At 69.4% G+C, this 18,780-nt stretch carries 18 protein-coding genes and 2 pseudogenes; 7 read left to right on the top strand and 13 right to left on the bottom strand.

Annotated elements, in window-relative coordinates; genetic code table 11:
- Positions 1 to 6 precede the first annotated feature (6 nt).
- Both AB0I69_RS20140 and AB0I69_RS20145 read left to right on the top strand, forming a co-directional pair.
- Entirely contained in the window at positions 7 to 1,083 is a 1,077-nt protein-coding gene (locus AB0I69_RS20140) for a HAMP domain-containing sensor histidine kinase (protein WP_363097123.1), read from the top strand.
- Between the two features lie 374 nt (positions 1,084 to 1,457).
- On the top strand, positions 1,458 to 2,603 hold the full coding sequence (locus AB0I69_RS20145; protein WP_363096981.1) for a N(5)-(carboxyethyl)ornithine synthase: 1,146 nt from the start codon (positions 1,458 to 1,460) through the stop codon (positions 2,601 to 2,603).
- 30 nt (positions 2,604 to 2,633) lie between these two features.
- On the opposite strand, the gene AB0I69_RS20150 is transcribed toward AB0I69_RS20145, so the two are convergent.
- The 4 genes and pseudogenes from AB0I69_RS20150 to AB0I69_RS20165 form a co-directional block, all read right to left on the bottom strand.
- Positions 2,634 to 2,921: a hypothetical protein gene (locus tag AB0I69_RS20150; protein WP_363096982.1), complete on the bottom strand. Its 288-nt coding sequence runs from the start codon at positions 2,919 to 2,921 to the stop codon at positions 2,634 to 2,636.
- A gap of 73 nt (positions 2,922 to 2,994) precedes the next feature.
- Positions 2,995 to 3,378 (bottom strand): HAD hydrolase family protein, encoded by a 384-nt coding sequence (locus AB0I69_RS20155; protein ID WP_363096983.1) that lies wholly within the window; start codon positions 3,376 to 3,378, stop codon positions 2,995 to 2,997.
- A gap of 134 nt (positions 3,379 to 3,512) precedes the next feature.
- Positions 3,513 to 3,662, bottom strand: a pseudogene (locus tag AB0I69_RS20160) (HAD hydrolase family protein); the annotation flags it as partial.
- 133 nt (positions 3,663 to 3,795) lie between these two features.
- Complete coding sequence (locus tag AB0I69_RS20165) at positions 3,796 to 4,767, bottom strand: LLM class flavin-dependent oxidoreductase (protein WP_363096984.1); 972 nt, start codon at positions 4,765 to 4,767, stop codon at positions 3,796 to 3,798.
- Between the two features lie 198 nt (positions 4,768 to 4,965).
- Between AB0I69_RS20165 and AB0I69_RS20170 the strand changes: the two genes are divergently transcribed.
- Together AB0I69_RS20170 and AB0I69_RS20175 are read left to right on the top strand one after the other, a co-directional pair.
- Positions 4,966 to 6,006: a phosphatidylinositol-specific phospholipase C domain-containing protein gene (locus tag AB0I69_RS20170; protein ID WP_363096985.1), complete on the top strand. Its 1,041-nt coding sequence runs from the start codon at positions 4,966 to 4,968 to the stop codon at positions 6,004 to 6,006.
- A gap of 35 nt (positions 6,007 to 6,041) precedes the next feature.
- On the top strand, positions 6,042 to 6,599 hold the full coding sequence (locus AB0I69_RS20175; RefSeq protein WP_363096986.1) for a glycoside hydrolase family 25 protein: 558 nt from the start codon (positions 6,042 to 6,044) through the stop codon (positions 6,597 to 6,599).
- A 135-nt stretch (positions 6,600 to 6,734) separates the two neighbouring features.
- On the opposite strand, the gene AB0I69_RS20180 is transcribed toward AB0I69_RS20175, so the two are convergent.
- A complete protein-coding gene (locus AB0I69_RS20180) occupies positions 6,735 to 6,947 on the bottom strand; it encodes an EF-hand domain-containing protein (protein WP_363096987.1) in 213 nt (70 codons plus the stop codon).
- Positions 6,948 to 6,995: 48 nt separating this feature from the next.
- The gene (locus tag AB0I69_RS20185) at positions 6,996 to 7,913 is read right to left on the bottom strand and encodes a MerR family transcriptional regulator (RefSeq protein ID WP_363096988.1); all 918 of its coding nucleotides are present in this window, start codon (positions 7,911 to 7,913) and stop codon (positions 6,996 to 6,998) included.
- Between the two features lie 58 nt (positions 7,914 to 7,971).
- On the opposite strand from AB0I69_RS20185, the gene AB0I69_RS20190 reads away from it, so the two are divergent.
- The gene (locus AB0I69_RS20190; RefSeq protein WP_363096989.1) at positions 7,972 to 8,607 is read left to right on the top strand and encodes a GNAT family N-acetyltransferase; all 636 of its coding nucleotides are present in this window, start codon (positions 7,972 to 7,974) and stop codon (positions 8,605 to 8,607) included.
- A gap of 3 nt (positions 8,608 to 8,610) precedes the next feature.
- Here the strand turns inward: AB0I69_RS20190 and AB0I69_RS20195 are convergent, their stop codons facing one another.
- From AB0I69_RS20195 to AB0I69_RS20225, 7 genes are all read right to left on the bottom strand, one after another.
- Positions 8,611 to 9,213: an ADP-ribosyltransferase gene (locus tag AB0I69_RS20195; RefSeq protein WP_363096990.1), complete on the bottom strand. Its 603-nt coding sequence runs from the start codon at positions 9,211 to 9,213 to the stop codon at positions 8,611 to 8,613.
- A gap of 98 nt (positions 9,214 to 9,311) precedes the next feature.
- A complete protein-coding gene (locus AB0I69_RS20200) occupies positions 9,312 to 10,508 on the bottom strand; it encodes a hypothetical protein (protein WP_363096991.1) in 1,197 nt (398 codons plus the stop codon).
- Positions 10,508 to 11,302, bottom strand: a complete 795-nt coding sequence (locus tag AB0I69_RS20205) for a polysaccharide deacetylase family protein (protein WP_363096992.1) — start codon at positions 11,300 to 11,302, stop codon at positions 10,508 to 10,510. The genes AB0I69_RS20200 and AB0I69_RS20205 overlap by 1 nt, the downstream gene beginning before the upstream one ends.
- Positions 11,303 to 11,498: 196 nt before the next feature.
- Positions 11,499 to 12,002, bottom strand: a complete 504-nt coding sequence (locus AB0I69_RS20210) for an ATP-binding protein (protein ID WP_363096993.1) — start codon at positions 12,000 to 12,002, stop codon at positions 11,499 to 11,501.
- Between the two features lie 285 nt (positions 12,003 to 12,287).
- Positions 12,288 to 13,055 (bottom strand): enoyl-CoA hydratase-related protein, encoded by a 768-nt coding sequence (locus AB0I69_RS20215; RefSeq protein WP_363096994.1) that lies wholly within the window; start codon positions 13,053 to 13,055, stop codon positions 12,288 to 12,290.
- A gap of 91 nt (positions 13,056 to 13,146) precedes the next feature.
- Positions 13,147 to 14,394 (bottom strand): Ig-like domain-containing protein, encoded by a 1,248-nt coding sequence (locus AB0I69_RS20220; RefSeq protein WP_363096995.1) that lies wholly within the window; start codon positions 14,392 to 14,394, stop codon positions 13,147 to 13,149.
- Between the two features lie 167 nt (positions 14,395 to 14,561).
- Positions 14,562 to 15,794 carry an Ig-like domain-containing protein gene (locus AB0I69_RS20225; protein WP_363096996.1) on the bottom strand — a complete coding sequence of 411 codons (1,233 nt, stop codon included), beginning with the start codon at positions 15,792 to 15,794 and terminating at the stop codon, positions 14,562 to 14,564.
- A gap of 152 nt (positions 15,795 to 15,946) precedes the next feature.
- Between AB0I69_RS20225 and glgX the strand changes: the two genes are divergently transcribed.
- Both glgX and AB0I69_RS20235 read left to right on the top strand, forming a co-directional pair.
- Positions 15,947 to 18,241: a glycogen debranching protein GlgX gene (gene glgX, locus AB0I69_RS20230; protein WP_363096997.1), complete on the top strand. Its 2,295-nt coding sequence runs from the start codon at positions 15,947 to 15,949 to the stop codon at positions 18,239 to 18,241.
- A 138-nt stretch (positions 18,242 to 18,379) separates the two neighbouring features.
- A pseudogene (locus AB0I69_RS20235) lies at positions 18,380 to 18,708 on the top strand (sulfatase-like hydrolase/transferase); the annotation flags it as partial.
- Positions 18,709 to 18,780 lie beyond the last annotated feature (72 nt).

The raw sequence follows: 18,780 nt of genomic DNA on the forward strand, positions 1-18,780 counted from the left end.
CCCGGGTTGAGCGTTCGCCTCAAACTCACCCTCAGCTACGCCGGGTTCCTGATGATCGCCGGGGTGCTGCTGCTCGCAGCGGTGTGGGTGTTCCTCCTGCGGTACGTCCCCGATCGCGCGATGCTCATCGACCCCGAGGACAGGCCGAACGGTGTCTTCCCCATCCGGTCCGCCCTCCTGGAGGTCTTCGCTCCGAGGGCAGCCGGCGTACTGGCGTTCCTGCTGGTGTTCGGTCTCCTCGGTGGGTGGATCCTCGCCGGCCGCATGCTCGCCCCGCTGACCCGCATCACGGACGCCACCCGCACGGCCACGCAGGGATCCCTCTCCCACCGGATCCAACTGCCGGGCCGCAGGGACGAGTTCCGTGAACTCGCCGACGACTTCGACGCGATGCTCGCCCGGCTCGAAGCGCACGTCGCCGAACAGCAGCGCTTCGCGGCCAACGCCTCGCACGAGTTGCGCACCCCGCTGGCGATCTCGCGGACACTGCTCGACGTGGCCCGCAGCGATCCGGCACAGGACCTCGGCGAGATCGTCGACCGCCTGCACGCCGTCAACACCCGGGCGATCGACCTCACCGAAGCACTGCTCCTGCTCAGCCGCGCCAACCAGCGGTCCTTCACCCGGGAACACGTCGACCTGTCCCTCGTGGCGGAAGAAGCCACCGAAACACTCCTCCCGCTCGCGGAGAAGCACGGCGTCACCATCGAGACCAGCGGCGACATCACCCCCACGACGGGATCACAGGCGCTCCTGCTCCAGCTGACCACGAACCTCGTGCAGAACGCGATCGTCCACAACCTGCCCGAGCGGGGCACCGTGTGGGTGAGCACCGGCGTCCGCCCCAAGACGGTGGCACTCACGGTCGAGAACACCGGCGACCCACTCACCCCTCAGCTGGTCTCGACCCTCACCGAGCCGTTCCAGCGCGGCACCGAGCGGATCCGCACCGACCACGCGGGCGTCGGCCTCGGCCTGGCGATCGTCAAGACCATCACGCTCGCCCACGACGGAACGCTCACCCTCACCCCGCGCCCCGCCGGCGGCCTCCGCATCACGGTGGAACTGCCCGCACCCCGGTAGACCGACGGCCGGGACTTCCCGCCGTCGGGTGCAAGGACGACGTCGCCCACGGCTACGAGCTGCCCCAGTGGCTCCACATCACCAAGGAGCACCTGAAGATCGGCGACACCATGAGCCAGTTCGGCCGGCACAAGGCATGGAAGACCGAACCGGCCAAGGCCAAGTCGCCCGAGGAGCGCGTGGCCCTGTACCGGGACCTGACCGGCAGGAGGCGGTAACCCGCTTCACCCCTACGGTGGAATCCGGCCCTTTCCGGACTGGAGTACCGTGGCCGTACCGAGCGCACTTCGCACGCCGTCAGCCGTTTCGGCGTCGCCCTCGGGGAACGGCAACGCCGGAGCGCTTCGTGTCCGGCCGGAAAAGAGCCGCCCCACATGAGTCTGATGAGTCTCGGAGTACTCTCCTCCTCCCGCAAGGAGAACGAGTTCCGTCTGCCCCTGCACCCCCGCCATCTCGGCCGGATCGCCCCGGACATAAGGGAGCGAATCTTCCTCGAACAGGGCTACGGCGAACGGTTCGGCGTCGGTGACGACGCGCTGCGCCCCCTCGTCGCCGGTCTGCGTTCCCGTGAGCAGCTGGTCGCCGAGTGCGACATCATGCTGCTGCCCAAGCCCATGCACGACGACCTCGCCGAGCTGCGCGAGGGCCAGGTGCTGTGGGGCTGGCCGCACTGTGTGCAGGACGAGAAGACGACGCAGATCGGCATCGACCGACGGCTGACCCTGATCGCCTGGGAGGCCATGAACCACTGGACGTCCACGGGTGCCTTCAGCGTCCACGTCTTCCACAAGAACAACGAGCTCGCCGGCTACTGCTCGGTGCTGCACGCCCTCCAGCTCGGCGGGCTGACCGGCAGCTACGGGCGGCGGCTGCGCGCGGTGGTCATAAGCTTCGGCGCCACGGCGCGCGGCGCGGTCACGGGACTGGGCGCGATGGGTGTCTCCGACGTCACGGTGCTCACCCAGCGGGCCGCCGCGGCGGTGGCCTCACCGATGCCGTCGGTCGTGATGGGCCACTTCGAGGAGCAGGAGGGCGACCCGTCGCGCCTGCAGGCGGTCACCGGGCTCGGGCCCGTGCCGCTCGCGCAGTACCTGGCCGGGTTCGACATCGTCGTCAACTGCGTCCTGCAGGACACCGACGCGCCGCTGATGTTCGTCAACGACGAGGAACTTGCCCTGTTCCAGCCGGGGACCTTCTTCATCGACGTCGCCTGCGACGAGGGCATGGGCTTCGCGTGGGCCCGCCCGAGCGGCTTCGGCGACCCGATGTCCACGGTCGGGCCGGGCTGCCACTACTACGCGGTGGACCACAGCCCGTCCCACCTGTGGAACTCGGCCACCTGGGAGATCAGCGAGGCGCTGCTGCCCTATCTGCGCAAGGTCATGAGCGGCCCCGCGGCGTGGGACAGCGACGTCACGGTACGGAAGGCCATCGAGATCCGGGACGGAGTCGTCCAGAACCCGAAGATCCTCTCCTTCCAGCACCGGTCGGCCACCTATCCCCACGGCCCCGAGATCTAGCCGTCCAGAGGTCCGGGGGTCTGGCGGGGGCTAACTCCGGCTGACCCCACTGGCCACGGCGTGACCGATGAACAGGTAGACGAGCGCGGGCAGGCCGTAGTTGACCACGGTGCGCCAGTCGGCCGAGTGGATGGTGAACAGGTTGTGCGACCAGCCCGAGAGCCAGTTGGCCGCGTCGTGGACCCAGGAGACCGTGCTGTTCGCGGTGTTGGCGTCGAACAGGTAGAGGCCGACCCACAGGATCAGGATCAGTGCCGCGATATCCGCGATGACGGAGATGACCGTCCCCGCGGGGCTTCCGCCGTAGCGTGTGGACATGCTCAACGGGTGGCCCGGAAACCCGAGTTGAAACCTCACGGTGCCCGGCGCCGACGGCGCCGGCCAATGGCACCTACCGCCCTTCCGGGAAGTGCCGCTCGATCACCTGCGCCACCCCGTCCTGGTCGTTGGACAGGGTGACGTGGGTGACCGCGTCCAGAACACTCGGGTGGGCGTTGGCGACGGCGTAGGACGTGCCCGCCCAGGCGGGCATCGGCAGGTCGTTGGGCATGTCGCCGAAGGCCATCGTCTCTACGGCCGTGATGCCGCGGTCGGCCGCGAAGTGCCGTAGTGCGTGGGCCTTGCTCACGCCCGCGGCGATGGCCTCGACCAGCCGCTCGCCGTTGGAGTGGTAGACGGTGACCAAGTCAGCCAGTTCGAGCGCGGCGAGGGCGAGCAACTCGTCGGCGGACAAGTGCGGTTGGCGGCCCACGAGTTGGGGGCCGGGCGGTTCCACAGACCGGTCTCGCCGGGGCGCCGGACGGTGATGTCGGCGTGCTCGACCGCGAGGCCCATCCCCGGGATCGCGGCTCGGAGTCGGCGGACAGTCTCGGCGAGCGTGCGGGGGTCGATGGCGTGCTCCGTCACGACACTTCGGGTGCCCATGCCGTAGACCAGCGACCCGTTGGAGCAAATGGCCGTTCCGAACGGACCGAACGCGTCGGCGATCGGGTCCATCAGGCGGGGCGGGCGACCGGTGGCGAACCCGAACTCGGCGCCGGCGCCCCGGAGTCGGGCCATCGCAACGAGCCCGCACAGCGCGGCCGCCGCTCCTTCGAAGGCTTGCGTGCCGGGGTGACGGGTGCAGGTCACAGGGGCGGGGCGGCCCGCAGCGGGCCCGGGTTCCCCGGAAGTTCCCAGATGTGCCGCGCGGCTAGCCGAACGCGGGCAGCACCTCCCGCTCGAACAGCCGCAGGCTGGACCACGCCAGGTCCATCGGCATACCCCCGCACAGCGGATGGAACTGGGTGAACGGCCTTGGCGCGGCCTTCAGTTCGGTCACGAAACGTTCGGGCGTCAGGACCCGGTACTGGTCACCGCGCCGCAGTTCCGCCAGGCCGTCGGCCGTACGGAAGGGCGCGGCCACGTCGTCCTGGGCCTGCCACTCGCCGTAGGCGTTCGTCTCGTGCAGGAAGAACGGCGCCATCCGCTCCCAGCCCTCCTCGGGATCCTCGGCGAGGGCCACCACCTGGTTCGGCCCGATCGGGCTGGGGCCGGGGTCGGGGCGGCCCAGCTTGCCGACCTCGTCGCGGTAGTACTCCCACACCTCGGGCACCGAGGGGACGAACCCGTCGGCGATCCGGGCTGCCCGGCGCGCCGCCGGTTCGCTGCTGCCGCCGAGCAGGACGGTGGGGCCGCCCGGCCGGTGCGGCGCGGGCGTGACGCGCACCGTGCGGCCCCGGTAGCCGAACGGCTCCCCCGTGAACGCCGACTTGAGGGTGGTCACCGCCTCGGTGACCCGCCGAGCCCGCTCGTTCATCGGCACGCCGAACATGGCGAACTCCTCGTGCACATAGCCGCCCGCGACGATCAGGTCGACGCGCCCCCGGCTGATGTTGTCGAGGACCGTCAACTCCTCCGCCAGGCGCAGCGGATCGTGGAAGGGCGCGATCAACGCGGCGACCAGGAAGCGGACTTGCTTCGTGCGGGCCGCCATCGCCGCGAGCATCTGGACGGGGCTGGGCAGATAGCCGTCCGGCGAACCGTGGTGCTCGGAGACGGTGATCCGCGTACAGCCGAGCCCGTCGGCCCACTCGGCCATGTCGAGGGCGGCCGCGTAACGGTCCGCCATGGATGTACCGGCCGACTCCGGGTTGCGGAAGTCGAAACGAAGAGCGAACCCCATGCCAGGACGATTCATCATCCGAGAATATGGTTCTCCTGAAACAGAACGCAATGTTCGTGAAACGAAAATAATACTCTCCACCCGGGGCAGACGGAAGCCGATGTTCCTCCAGGGGCTACCGGGCAGTAACCCCTTCGCCCTACGCTGCTGCCGCCAACAAGGCGCCAACTAGGCCACGGCGAAGGGGACTTGAGACTCATGAAGGCGATAAGACGGCTGGCGGCGCTGCTCGGCGCCACGGCTCTGCTGTTGACGGGGGCCGCGGGCAACGCCCACGCGGCAGCGCCGAAGTTCTCCGAGACGACGACGATCGGGACGCACAACGCGTACGAGAAGGACAAGTACACGTACTGGGCGCAGGCGTTGGACTCCGGGGCCTCGCTGCTCGAACTCGACGTCTACGTCGACAGCTTGAGCAAGCGGTGGCGGGTCAGCCACAGCGACCTGTTCTCCAACGACAACAACTGCGAGTACGCGAGCACCCCCGCCGACCTGTACAGCAAGGACCGTAACCAGGATCTCGGCAGCTGCCTGGACAACATGGCCGCCTGGAACACCCTGCACCCGGACCACGCGCCGATCATCATCAAGGTGGAGATGAAGGTCGGCTTCAACCAGACCATCGGTCTCGGCCCGACCGCGTTCGACACCCTGGTCTCGCAGAAGCTCGGCAGCAGCGTCTACAAGCCCTCCGACCTGCTCGGCTCCTCCTACTCCACGCTCGACGCGGCGGCCCAGGCGAACGCGTGGCCGTCACGCGACGCCCTCAAGGGCAAGTTCATCTTCGAGCTGATCCCGGGCACGGTCGAGCAGGCCAACCCGTTCGACCACTACTGGACGGACCAGGAGTACGGCGACCACCTGCGCGACCTGTACGCGGCCGGCACCATCTCCCAGGCGCAGGCCTTCCCGGCGGTGCTGGGCGCAGCGAACGGCGATCCACGGGCGAGCCGTTGGACCTCCGACACGTCGATCCGCCCCTGGTTCGTGTTCTTCGACGGTGACGCGGCGACGTACGTCAACAACAGCTACGACACGTCGTTCTACTCCACGAACCACTACATCCTGATCATGACGGACGCGTACGCGGTGGCCCCGGCGATCTCCTCAACCGCCCCCACGGACGCGGAAGTCGCCGCCAAACTGGCACTACTGGCCGCCGACCACGCAAGCGTGATCACTTCTGACTGGTCGTCGAAGTCGGCGTCGGTCCTCAGCTCGGCGGCAACCAGAAGCTGAGGTTCCGGATAGCGGGGGCGGGGCAGAAGACCCCCATGTTGCATGGCATCGACGTAAGCGCGTACCAGTCCACCGCGTACGACACGGACGGCTCCTCCTTCGTCTTCATCAAGGCGACGGAGGGCCGCTCGTACGTCAACCCGAGACTCACCGCCCAGACGAAAACGGGTCGTGACGCAGGACTGGTCGTCGGCTTCTACCACTTCCTCTGGCCCGGCGACATCACGGCCCAGGCGGAGTACTTCGTCGGCAAGTCCCCCGAAAAGGCAGGCGACTTGCTGGCGGTCGACTGGGAGACGACGGGCGACGGCACCCACGCCACGAACGCGGAGAAGGACAGCTTCATCCGGAAGGTGAAGGCACTGCGGCCCAACAACCGGGTGATCCTCTACACGAACCGCAACTTCTGGCTGAACATCGACACGACGTCCTACGCGGGCGACGGCCTGTGGATCGCCGACTACACGACGGCCGGCAAACCCCGCATCCAGGCGGACTGGAAGTTCCACCAGTACACGTCCGACCCCCATGACAAGGACGTGGCGGACTTCGCGAGCAAGGCGGCCCTGAAGACGTGGGCCGCGAGCGCCTGAGTCACGGGCGGTCGCGGCCACCGGGAGCGCGAGGCGGTCTGGGGCACCGGCCGGGCGGGGGCGGTCCTGGTCGCCCGCCGGACATGGCGGAAGGGGCGCCCGTCCACCGAAGGACGGGCGCCCCTTCCGTTCGGGTCACTTGCTCAGGTGGGCCCAGAACTCGTCGAACGACAGGACCTTGTCCCCGTTGAGGTCCCGGCTCTTGATGATGGCCTCGGCGACCGTCTCGGTCACGTTCCAGTCGCCTCCCTGGGCCAGGGCGGCCTTGAACTCGGCCGCGGTGATGGATCCGTCACCGTCCGTGTCGATCCGCTCGAACTGCTTACGTGCTTCCTCGATGTCCGCCACCGGATCCGCCCCTTCGTAACGCTTTACCGCCTGTTGACGGAGGCCAGGTTAACCGGCCACGCGAGCCCGCAGCGCGGCGACCACCCACGCGAACTCCTCCCGGTGCGCCGCGGCGGGCCCGCCGCCCTTCGCCGTGGCCAGCAACTCCCGGTACCGGGCGAGCCGTTCGTTGGACGCCGACAGCATCCGTTCGAGTACGACGGCCGGGTCGCCGCCGTCGCCGAGCACCTCCCGCAGGATCGCCTCCGCCTCCGGGGACTCGGGGGCGATTCCCTGTTCCCTGGCCTCCCCGCCCAGCTGCACCAGCCGCATGGGGAGCCAGGTGGACCGCCCGCGGACGGCCATGCGGTCCTGGTCCGACGCGTTGAACTCCATGGCCCGGCGCATCTGCGCCCGGAACTCCGGGTCCTGCACCATCTCCGCCAACTCCACCCAGGCGTCGACCTGTTCGGGGGTCGGGTCGTCCGGGAGGTCCGAGGCGATGGAGCGCATCCGGTCCTCGATGTCCGGATCGACGGTGTCGAGCCCGTGGAACAGCTCGTCCACGAACTCCTCCATGATCCGCTTCCGTTCAGCTGCCGAAAGTCGCGCAAGCTTGTTCATGAGCGTCATCTCCTCCGCGGTCGAACCGCGTCGCGCCACGGTCGACAGCACCGCACGGGTCACCCTCAGCGACTTGATCTGCGCGTCCAGCGCCACCACATGCGCGGCGGCCACCGCCGCGACCGTCGTCTCACCGGCCAGCACCTTGCGTACGTCGTCAAGGCCGAGGCCCAACTCGCGCAGGGTACGGATCAGTTCGAGACGGGCGGCGCACTCGGCGTCGTAGAGCCGATAGCCGCCCGCGGAGCGGGTCACCGGGGTGAGCACGCCCTCGTCGGACCAGTAGCGGATGGTGCGCACGGTCAGTCCGGTGGCTCTGGCCAGCTCCCCGATGGTGAGGAGTCCGGTGCCGTCGTCGATCATGTCTGTGAGTGTGGGCCTTCCAGTGGGTGGAGACTCAAGCAGCACAAGGAGCTTGGTGATGGAGACTCTGCGGGACATTCTCGACGCGGTGGCCCAGGGTGTCCTCCCCCCGCCGGACGGTCGTACGACCGTCGTGCCGCAGATGTCCGAGCGGGACGCGGGGGTGCTCGCCTTCACCGCGCACGCGGTCGTCTTCACGGACGAGGATCCGCAGTGGGTCCACGACACCCTGGCCGCCGTGCCGTGCGACGCGCTCGCGGCGCCGATGAACCCGCGGTTCCTGGTGGCCCTGCTGGAGCGGACGGGCCGTAGGGCGGAGACCATCGACGCGATGCTCGTGGGTTCCCCGCTGCCGGGCGAACCCCCGCTCCCCCTGCGGGAGATCACGGACGGCGACCATCCGCGGATCGTGTACGCCCGCGGCCGGCGCGACGACGTGCGCGCGTGGACGACGGAGGGTGGAGTGATCGTGCTGGGGCTCGGGGTCGGCGGCCGGCTGGAGGTCTCCGTCGAGATCGACGAGGGCGTACGACACCGGGGGCTGGGGCGGGCCCTGGTGGCCGCCGCCCGCCACCTCACCGCCGAGCCGCTGTGGGCGCAGGTCGCGCCGGGGAACGCCCGCAGCATGCGGGCGTTCCTGGCGGCGGGCTACCGTCCGGTGGGTTCGGAAGCGGTGCTGCTCAGCGCGCGCTAGGCGTCAGTGCCACGGCTGGTAGTACGGGTTGCTCTCGCAGTCGCTCATGATCTCGACCTTGGTCTTCTTGTCGACCGGGCAGACGCCGATGATGTACTGCCGCGCGATGCCACCGGGGAAGGCGACCTCGACCTGGTCGGCCCACTTGTGGGTGTCACCGATGGTCTTGTTGACGTCCACGCCGCCGGGGGCGTCGATGTAGTAGTTGTAGCCCGACTTGTACCAGGTCTTGTACAGGTCGTGGTCGTACGTCGTCGAGACGTACGGGGAGGGCTGGTTGACCAGGACGTACTTCTCGATGTCGTACTGGCCGTTGATGACGTCCTTGGGCGCGAAGCCCTGGTCGAAGACGACGGCCGGGCCGCGGCTGTCGCTGCGGTAGAGCGTGCCGCAGGTGGTGCGCCAGACCGGGTCGGGGGTGATGCGGCTGATGTCCACGCGCTGGTCGACGGCGGCCATCGCGGGGTCGGCGACCTCGGGGCAGGCCGGGGCGGCGGCGACGCGGGCCGGGGTGTGGGCGGGGACGGTGGCGGCCGTGGTGGCGAAGACGGCCGCGAGGGACAGGACGGCGGCAGCGGTCCGCCGCCGCAGGTGAAGGGTGATCATGCAGGGCACGATCCCGGATCCGCGGCGGCGGGTTGTGGATCATCACTCGTACGGGGGCGTGTCCAACTGACCGGATTTCAGCCGTAATTCGGTCGGCTTCAGCGGAAGATGCCCGTGTGGCCGAGCGAGTAGCGGCCCGGCTGCGGATACACGGCGAGGCCGTGCGGGCCGCCGCCGACCTTGATGCGGGCGAGCTGGGCGCCGGTGCGGGTGTCGATGGCGTACACCTCGGAGTTGTAGCGCCCGGACAGCCACAGGACCTTGCCGTCGGCCGAGACGCCGCCCATGTCGGGGCTGCCGCCGCCCGGGAGGTGCCACTTCTTGGTGAGCTTGTTCTTGGTGAAGTCGAAGATGGAGATGCTGCCCTCGCCGCGGTTGGAGATGTACATCTCGCGCGAGTCCCGGCTGATGTACAGACCGTGGCAGCCCTTGCCGGTGGGCAGGAAGTCCGGCTTGGCGAAGGTGTCGCCGTTCAGCACCCACACGCCGTTGGCCATCATGTCGGCGATGTAGAACTTCTTGCCGTCCGGCGAGATCTTGACGTCCTGCGGCATCGAGCCGTGGAACGGCAGCTTCTGCTGTCCGATCACCTTCATCTTCTCGGTGTCGACCTTGAGCAGTTCGCCGCTGAACTCGCAGGAGACGATGAAGTACCGGCCGTCCGGGGAGAAGTCGGCGTGGTTGACGCCGTAGCAGCCGACGTGGACCGCCTTCACCGTCTTCATGGTGTGCGCGTCCCGGAACACCAACTGCCGGTCCAGCGAGGCCATGACGATCGCGTACTTCCCGTTGGGCGTGAAGTACAGGTTGTACGGGTCGTGCACGTCAACGGGCTTGCCGGCCCTGCCCGTTCGCGGGTCGATCGGGGTGAGGGTGTTGCCCCGGTCGTTGTTGACCCACAGCGTCTTCAAGTCCCAGGAGGGGACGACGTGTTGGGGCTGGACGCCGACCGGGATGGTCTCGACGACCTTGTACGTCTTCGGGTCGATCACCGAGACCGTGTTGGAGCCGGTGTTGGGGACGTAGACCCGCGACGGGAAGTCCCTGACCACCGGGGAGAGCCGGTTGGGGCGGTCCGCGGCGTACACGTCGGCCGGGTCGAGCACCGGCGGCATACCCGGCAGCCCCTGTGCGACCTGTGCCTTCTTCTGCTGCTGCGGCTGGAGCGCGGCCTTGGTGCCGAGGGCTTCGTCGGCGTGGTCCTGCGAGCCGCAGCCGGCGAGGGCGGCCAGCACGGTGAGGGCGGCGCCGGTGACCAGGACGCGGGCGGCGCGGGCGAGGGGGGTGGGTGGCATCAGCTCAGCAGCTCCGTGGTCGTCACCGCGCGCAGTCCGCGGCGGTCGAGTTCTTGCAGTACGGCGGGGAGCGCGGCGACCGTGTCGGCGTACCCGAAGTGCATGCTCACGACGGAGCCGTTGCGGACCTCGGCGAGCACCTTGCGGGTGACGGCGGGGGCGCCGGGCTGGGTGAAGTCGAGGGAGTCGACGTCGTACGACAGCACATGCGGGTAGCCCACGCGGTGGGCCAGGCGCTGGACGAGCGGGGACGCGGTCGGGGCGCGCGAGGGCCTGAACCAGGTGCCGATCGAGCCGGTGAGCCGCTTGAGGCGGTCGGCGCAGCCGGTGATCTCGGCCAGGGCCTCGGCCTCGGACAGGGTGTTGACGGCGATGTGCCGCTGGGTGTGGTTGCCGAGGTCGTGGCCGCCGTCGAGGATGCGGCGGGCCATCCCGGGGTGGGTGTCGAGCCAGGTCCCGACGGCGAGGACGGTGACATGGGCGCCGTGTCTCTCGGCCTCGGTGAGGAGGGCGGTGGCGATCTTGGGATCGCCCTGGCCGTGGAAGGTGAGTGCGATCCGCGGGTGGTCGCGGGGTCCGTGGGTGATCTGCGCGGGCTGGTGGGGGAAGGCGCGGGGGGCGGGTGCGGTGAGCGGCGTCGCCTTGGCGGCGAAGGTCGGTCCGCTGGCGGGGGCGGCGGCGGGGGGTGCGGCGGAGCCGGTCGTGGCACATCCGGCGGCGAGCGCGCCCCCGGCGACGAGCCCGGCACCCGCACGCAACGCCGTACGGCGGTCGGTCGTGGTCACCCGAACCATTTAAGGGGCGTTGGGTAAGAAAAGTGGCCATTAACCCGATTGGGCGACCCTTCCGGGTCGCGCCCGCCTTTCAGTGGCGGTCGACATGAACAGCCCGTCCGGCGCTTGAGGACGAGGCCGTTCAGGCCGAAGCGGGGTCTGGGGGCGCAGCCCCCAGGGCGGTCACCTCGGGCGCCCCGCACGAACTCGGCCCGGCCTAGCGGTCAGCGACCCGCATCTCGAACCAGGTGGTCTTGCCGCGCGGCAGCAGATCGACGCCCCACCGATCGGAGAGTTTGTCGACGAGGAACAGACCACGCCCACTCAGGTCCATCTCCTGAACCGGCATCAGACAGGGCAGCCCACGCGAGGGATCACGGACCTCGATGCGGATCCAGCCGCGCCGGCGCCGCATCCGCAGTCCGAACACCCGGGCGCCCGTGTGCCGTACGGCGTTTCCGACGAGTTCCGAGACGAGTAGGACGGCGTCCTCGGTCATCTTCGGGGAGAGTCCCCAGTGGCGCAGGACGACGATCTGCGTGAGCCGGCGGGCCGTGGCGGCGGACTCGGGGCGGGACGGGAGCGGAACTTCCGCCTCCGTCGGATTGCCGAACAACTCGATCGCCTTGAGTGCCCGCTCGTCCTCGACCGCAGGCGACCAGCGCGCCGCGGTCGCACGGCCTTGTCCCCGCGGCTGTCCGATACCTTCCAGCCCCGCCATGCGTCCATCATGGCCGCCCCGAACGGCCTCCGGGGCGGTTCCGGCGGAATACGCCCCCCGGAAGCCTCCGTTCCGCGACATCCGTTCGACATATGCCAGAGGCATTTCAGGGTCGGCTACGACCCCTCTGACCTGCGGTGAAGGCTCTGTTGGAGGCAATCGACAGGCTCCCTCGACAAGGCAGACTTAAGGTCACGTTAAGGTTCCCATAATCCGCCCCGTCGAGGGACCCGGATGAGACATCGCGTCAATTGCAAGTGGTTCAGCGGGATTTCGGGGACCGATTCAGAGGAACTTGGCCTTGCCGGGGCCCTCTTCGACGAAGCTCCGCATGCCACGCTCCCGGTCCTCGGTCGCGAACAGCCCGGCGAACCACGTGCGTTCGACGGCAAGACCCGTCTCGATGTCCGTCTCCAGACCCGTGTCGATCGCTTCCTTCGCGGCGCGGAGTGCGATCGCCGGACCCTGCGCCAGCTTCGCCGCCCACGCATGCGCCTCCGTGTACACCTCGGCAGCGGGGACGAGCCGGTCCACGAGCCCCAACACCAACGCCTCGTCCGCCTTCACCATCCGACCCGTGAAGATCAGGTCCTTCGCCTTCGACGGACCGATCAGACGCGCCAGCCGCTGCGTACCACCCGCACCCGGAATCAACCCCAGCAGAATCTCCGGCTGCCCGAGCTTCGCGTTGTCCGCCGCGATCCGGAAGTCCGCGCACAACGCCAACTCGCAACCCCCGCCCAGCGCATAGCCGGTGATCGCCGCAACGACCGGCTTCGGGATACGGGCCACCGCCGTGAACGACTCCTGCAACGCCCGCGACCGTACGACCATCGCCGCGTGGTCCATGCGCTGCATCTCCTTGATGTCCGCCCCCGCCGCGAACACCTTCTCCCCGCCGTAGACCACCACCGCCCGCACGTCGTCGCGACGCGTCGCCTCCTCGGCGAGTTCCTTGAGGCGGTCCTGGGTGGCGACGTCCAGGGCGTTCATCGGCGGGCGGTCGAGGCGGATCGTGCCGACGCCCTCGGCGACTTCGAGATTCACGGTCATGCCCGAAGGTTAACGCGCGCTAACGACAACGGGCCCGGTGCTGTGTGTCACAGCACCGGGCCCGCGGATCAACCAGCCATCAACTGGCTTCTTACGCCTTCCACTTGTCCCACGACATGTTCCAGCCGTTGAGCCCGTTGTCCGGCGCCACGGTCTCGTCGTCGGAGTGCTTGACGACGACCACGTCGCCGATCATCGAGTGGTTGTAGAACCAGGCGGCCGGAACGCTGCTGCTGTAGCCGCCCTTGACGTCCCGCAGGCCGACGCAGCCGTGGCTGGCGTTGTAGTTGCCGAAGGCGCCGCCGCCCCAGTAGTTGCCGTGGATGAAGGTGCCGGAGGTGGTGAGGCGGATGGCGTGCGGGACGTCCTTGATGTCGTACTCGCCGCCGTAGCCGACCGTTTCGCCGTTCATCCGGGTCACTTGGAGCTTCTCGCTCATGACCATCTGGCCGTTCCAGGTGTCGTAGCCGGGCTTGCCGGTGGTGACCGGGATGGTCTTGATGGTCCTGCCGTCCTGGGTGACCTTCATGGTGTGCTTCTTGGCGTCGACCACGGAGACCTGGTTGCGGCCGATGGTGAAGGAGACCGTCTTGGTCTGCTTGCCGTAGACGCCCGGACGGCCCTCGACGCCGTCGAGGTTGAGCTTGACGGTGACCTTGGTGCCGGACTTCCAGTAGTTCTCGGGGCGGAAGTCGAGGCGGTCGTTGCCGAACCAGTGGCCCTCGACGTCGACGGCCGGCACGGTCGTGATGGTGAAGGCCTTCTTCACGTCGTCGGGGTGCGTGATGCCCCGGGTGAAGTTGACCGAGAAGGGCATCCCGACGCCGACCGTGGAGCCGTCCTCGGGGGTGAAGTCGCCGATGAAGGTGTTCTTCGGGGTCAGCGTGGTGAAGCTGGAGTCCTCGGCGGCGACCCGGCCGTCGGAGTCCTTGGCGACCGCGTGCACGGTGTACTTGGTGGCGGCGGCCAGGTGCGTCGCGGGCGTCCAGCTCGCGCCGCCGCCGGTGATCGCGCCGGAGACCTTGGTGCCGGCGGTGTCCTTGACGGTGACCTCGGTCAACTTGCCCTTCGCGGCGCTGATCTTGAGAGCGCCACTGGTGTCGACGGACTTCGAGCCGTTCTTGGGCGCGATGGTGACGACCGCCTGCGACTGCTTGGTCTCGGCCGTGTCCGAGCCCTTGGCCTTGCTGTCGCCCGAGCCGGACCCGGAGTTCGAACCGCCGCCGCCCCCGCACGCGGTCACGGCGAGCAGCAGCACGCCCAGGATCAGCGCCAGCAGCCCCTTGTTTCTCCGGCCGCGCGCGTCCCCCGACGCGCCCGATATCGGTCGCACGTTCAAGACTTTCTCCCCTCGCCGGGCCCGGTCCGGCCCGCACACCCCAGCGCATCTGACGTGCGCATCCGCGCATATTAACCGCCAGGTTTTGAGCTTCATGTCAGGCGAATGTCACCGTTCGGTCGCAACTTCAACTGCCGCCTGACACAGGCTCCCCGCCGCTTCTCCGGTCACTTGAGCGCACTGCCCGCCATCCACTCCTTCCAACCCATGTTCCACCCGCCGAGGCCGTTGTCCGGAGCGACCTGTTTGTCGTTGCTGTGCACGACCTCGACGACGTCCCCGACGATGCTGCGGTCGAAGAACCAGCCGGCCGGGGTGTCCGAGCTCCCGCCCTTCACATCGCGCAGTCCCACGCACCCGTGGCTGACGTTGACGCGTCCGGGGGCGGTCGGCGCCCAGTAGTTGCCGTGCAGAAAGGTGCCGGAGTCGGTGAGCTTCATGGCGTGCGGGACGTCGGGGATGTCGTACTCGCCGCCGAAGCCGACCGTGCGGCTGTTCATACGGGTGACCTCCAGCATCTCCATGACCACCATTTTCCCGTTGTACGTGGTCTTCCCAGGGGCGCCTGCCGTGATGGGCACGGTGGCCAGCAGGTCGCCGTCGCGCCGCACCTCCATGGTGTGCTTGGCGGCGTCGACGAGGGAGACCTGGCTGCGGCCGACGGTGAAGGAGAACGTCTTGTACTGGAGGCCGTAGACGCCGGGGGCGCCTTCCACGTCGCGCAGGCGGAGGGCGACGGTGACCTGGGTGCCGGGTTTCCAGTAGGCCTCGGGGCGGAAGTCGAGGCGGTCCTTGCCGAACCAGTGCGGGCGGACCTCGACGGCGGGTTTCGCGGTGACGTGGATGGCGCGCTCGACGGCGGCCCGGTTCTCGATCTCCCGGTTGAAGCCGAGGGAGACGATCATCCCGGTGCCGACCGTGGCGCGGTTCTCCGGAGTGACGTACGAGATGAACCGTTCGTCGGGGACGTAGGTCGTGAACGTGGTGTGCCGGGCGGAGCGGCGCCCGTGGCCGTCGAGGGCGACCGCGTCGACGGTGTACGCGGCGGCCAGCGCGAGCCGTCCGTCCTCGGGTTCCCAGCGCAGTCCGTCGTCGGAGATGCGGCCGGGGACGGGGGTGTCCTGGGCGTCCTGTTCCTTCACCACCTGCACGGACTCCAGGCGCCCGCTGGGCACCCGGACCACGAGTCGCTGGTCGGGTTTGACGCCCTTGCTGGCGTCGTCGGGCGAGATCCGGATCACATCCTCGGGTGCCGGTGCCTTGCCGAAGATCTCGTCGATGCCGCCCCCGCCCGAGCCGTCCGAAGTACAGCCGGTGGCTCCGGCCAGCAGTCCTGCCCAGGTCAGTACGGCGGCCAGTGCGAACCCTGCGCGTCGCGCGCGCCCTTGTGCATGCCTCACGGGGTGCCCAACGAGCGGGCCCGCCTCAGGGAAACGTGAGTGCGACGCAAGCTCTGGGCAGAACAGTGGGGAGGACGACATGACAGGCACACGCGGCCGGGACGCCGTGCGCCCTTCACCTCGTCGTTCCATGAGCCGCGGGAGGCCGGACGGTGTCGAGCGCAGCCGAGCAGGAGGCCGTGCAGGAGGGGCGCGTCGACGACGGCGTGCCGGTGGAGCGATCCGTCGTCGACGCGGCCGTGCCGTCGCCGCGCGCCGCCCCCGTGCTGAACGGCGCCCCGCACACGGGGCCGCCCGTGCCCGTGTGGCCGGGGGCGTCGATGCCGTTGGGGGCCCGGTTCCGGGTCGGCCCGGACGGGGTGGCGGGCACCAACTTCGCGCTGTGGGCGGGGGGTGCGGAGGCGGTCGAGCTGTGCCTCTTCGACGAGGACGGCCTGGAGACCCGCGCCCCGCTGACCGAGCTGACGCACGAGATCTGGCACGGCTTCCTGCCCGGTGTACTGCCCGGGCAGCGCTACGGCTTCCGGGTGCACGGCCGCTGGGACCCGTGGACCGGCGCCCGCTGGAACCCGGCGAAGCTGCTCCTCGACCCGTACGCGCGGGCGGTGGACGGCGAGTTCGGGCTGCCGCCCGAGGTGTACGCGCACGTCCGGGACTGGCCGCAGCAGCAGGTCTCGGACACCGTGCGCGACGACCGCGACTCCGCGCCCCACGTCCCGAAGGGCGTCGTCGTCCACGACGACACCACCGACGACGAGTGGATGGACGACCGCCGCCCCAAAACCCCGTGGGCGGACTCAGTGATCTACGAACTGCACGTCGGCGGCTTCACCAAGCTGCACCCCGGCATACCCGAGGAACTCCGGGGCACCTACGCCGGGTTGGCGCACCCGGCGGCCATCGAGCACCTGGTGAAACTGGGCGTGACGGCCGTGGAGCTGCTCCCTGTCCACCAGTTCGCGCACGAGGACCATCTACTCCGCAAGGGCCTGAAGAACTACTGGGGTTACAACTCCATCGGCTACTTCGCCCCGCACGCGGCCTACGCGGCGACCGGCACGGCGGGTCAACAGGTCGGCGAGTTCAAGCGGATGGTGCGGGCGCTGCACGAGGCCGGGATCGAGGTCATCCTCGACGTGGTCTACAACCACACGGCCGAAGCAGGCGAGTTGGGCCCGATGCTGTCGTTGAAGGGCATCGACAACCGCGGCTACTACCGCCTCCAGAGCGACGCCCGCCGCTACACGGACTACACCGGCTGCGGCAACACCCTGCACGTGGTGCAGCCGCACGTGCTCCGGCTCATCACCGACTCCCTGCGCTACTGGGTCACCGAGATGGGCGTCGACGGCTTCCGCTTCGACCTCGCGGCGGCGCTGGCCCGCTCGATGCACGACGTCGACATGCTGTCCCCGTTCCTCGCGGTGATCGCCCAGGACCCGGTGCTACGGCGGGTGAAGCTGATCGCCGAGCCGTGGGACGTCGGCTCGGGCGGCTACCAGGTCGGCGCCTTCCCACCCCTGTGGACGGAGTGGAACGACCGTTACCGCAACGCCGTCCGGGACTTCTGGCGCGGTGCGCTGCCGGACGTACGGGACCTCGGGTACCGCCTGTCGGGTTCGAGCGACCTGTACGCGTGGGGCGGCCGGCGCCCTTACGCATCGGTCAACTTCGTTACGGCGCACGACGGTTACACGCTGCGGGACCTGGTGTCGTACGAGCGCAAGCACAACGAGGCCAACGGCGAGGGCAACCGGGACGGCACGGACGACAACCGCTCCTGGAACTGCGGGGTCGAGGGCGACACGGACGACGAGCGCGTAAAAGCGCTACGGCGACGGCAGTTGAGGAACCTCCTCACCACGCTGCTGATGTCCACAGGCGTGCCGATGCTGGTCGCGGGCGACGAGCTGGGGCGGACGCAGCGGGGCAACAACAACGCCTACTGCCAGGACAACGAGATCAGTTGGGTGGACTGGGGTCTGCTGGACGACCCGGGCTGGCGGGCGCTGACCGACCTCACCGCCCGGCTGATCGACCTGCGGCACCGCCATCCGGTGCTGCGCCGCCGGGCGTTCTTCTCCGGGCGGGCCCATTCGGCGGACGGTATAAGGGACTTGGCCTGGTTCACCGCGCACGGCACGGAGATGACGGAACGGGACTGGTACGCGCCCGCCGCCACCCTCGGCATGTACCTCTCCGGGCGGGACATCCCCGGCCGCGACGAACGCGGCGCCCCGATCCTCGACGACAGCTTCCTCGCCGTCCTGCACGCCGGCGACCGGCCGGTGAGCTTCGTGCTGCCGGGGCCGCCGTGGGCGGAGCGGTACGAGGTGGTCGTCGACACGTCACGGGAGGAGCAGGGGGAGGCGCCCGGGGTGGTGCACCGGGCGGGGGCGGCGATCACGGTGCCGGCGCGGGCTGTGCTGTTGCTGAAGGTCGGCTGAGGGGCGGCTGAGGTTCCGGCCGGGCGACGTTTCAGGTCCGTGAACTCCGGGGCGGATGGCTGGGCATGCGGCCGAACGGCTGATCGCATGGACAGCACGCCACCCCCTGCTTCCGTCGCCTCTCCCCAAGGATCTCGCATGCCTGAGATGTCCCGCCGCGCCTTCGGCGGCCTCGTCGGTGGCGGTGCCGTCACCGCCGTCGCCGGTACGGCCGCCACCGCCGAGGCCGCCGAACCGGCCCTCGCCGAGCGCCCGTTCAAGGCTCGCCCCGCCGCCTCCGGCAAGCGCCCCAACCTCCTCGTCATCCTCGGCGACGACCTCGGCTGGGCCGACCTGTCCTCCTACGGCGCCCCGCACATCAAGACGCCGAACCTGGACCGGCTGGCCCGGCAGGGGTGCGGTTCACGGACGCCTACTCCGGCTCCGCGACCTGCTCGCCGACCCGGTTCAGCCTGTACACCGGGCGCTGCGGCGCGGTGATTGGAAGTACTACCAGGACGAGGACGGCGACGACCACCTCTTCGACCTCGGCGCCGATC

This window comes from Streptomyces sp. NPDC050508, from assembly GCF_040655155.1.
Classification (GTDB): domain Bacteria; phylum Actinomycetota; class Actinomycetes; order Streptomycetales; family Streptomycetaceae; genus Streptomyces.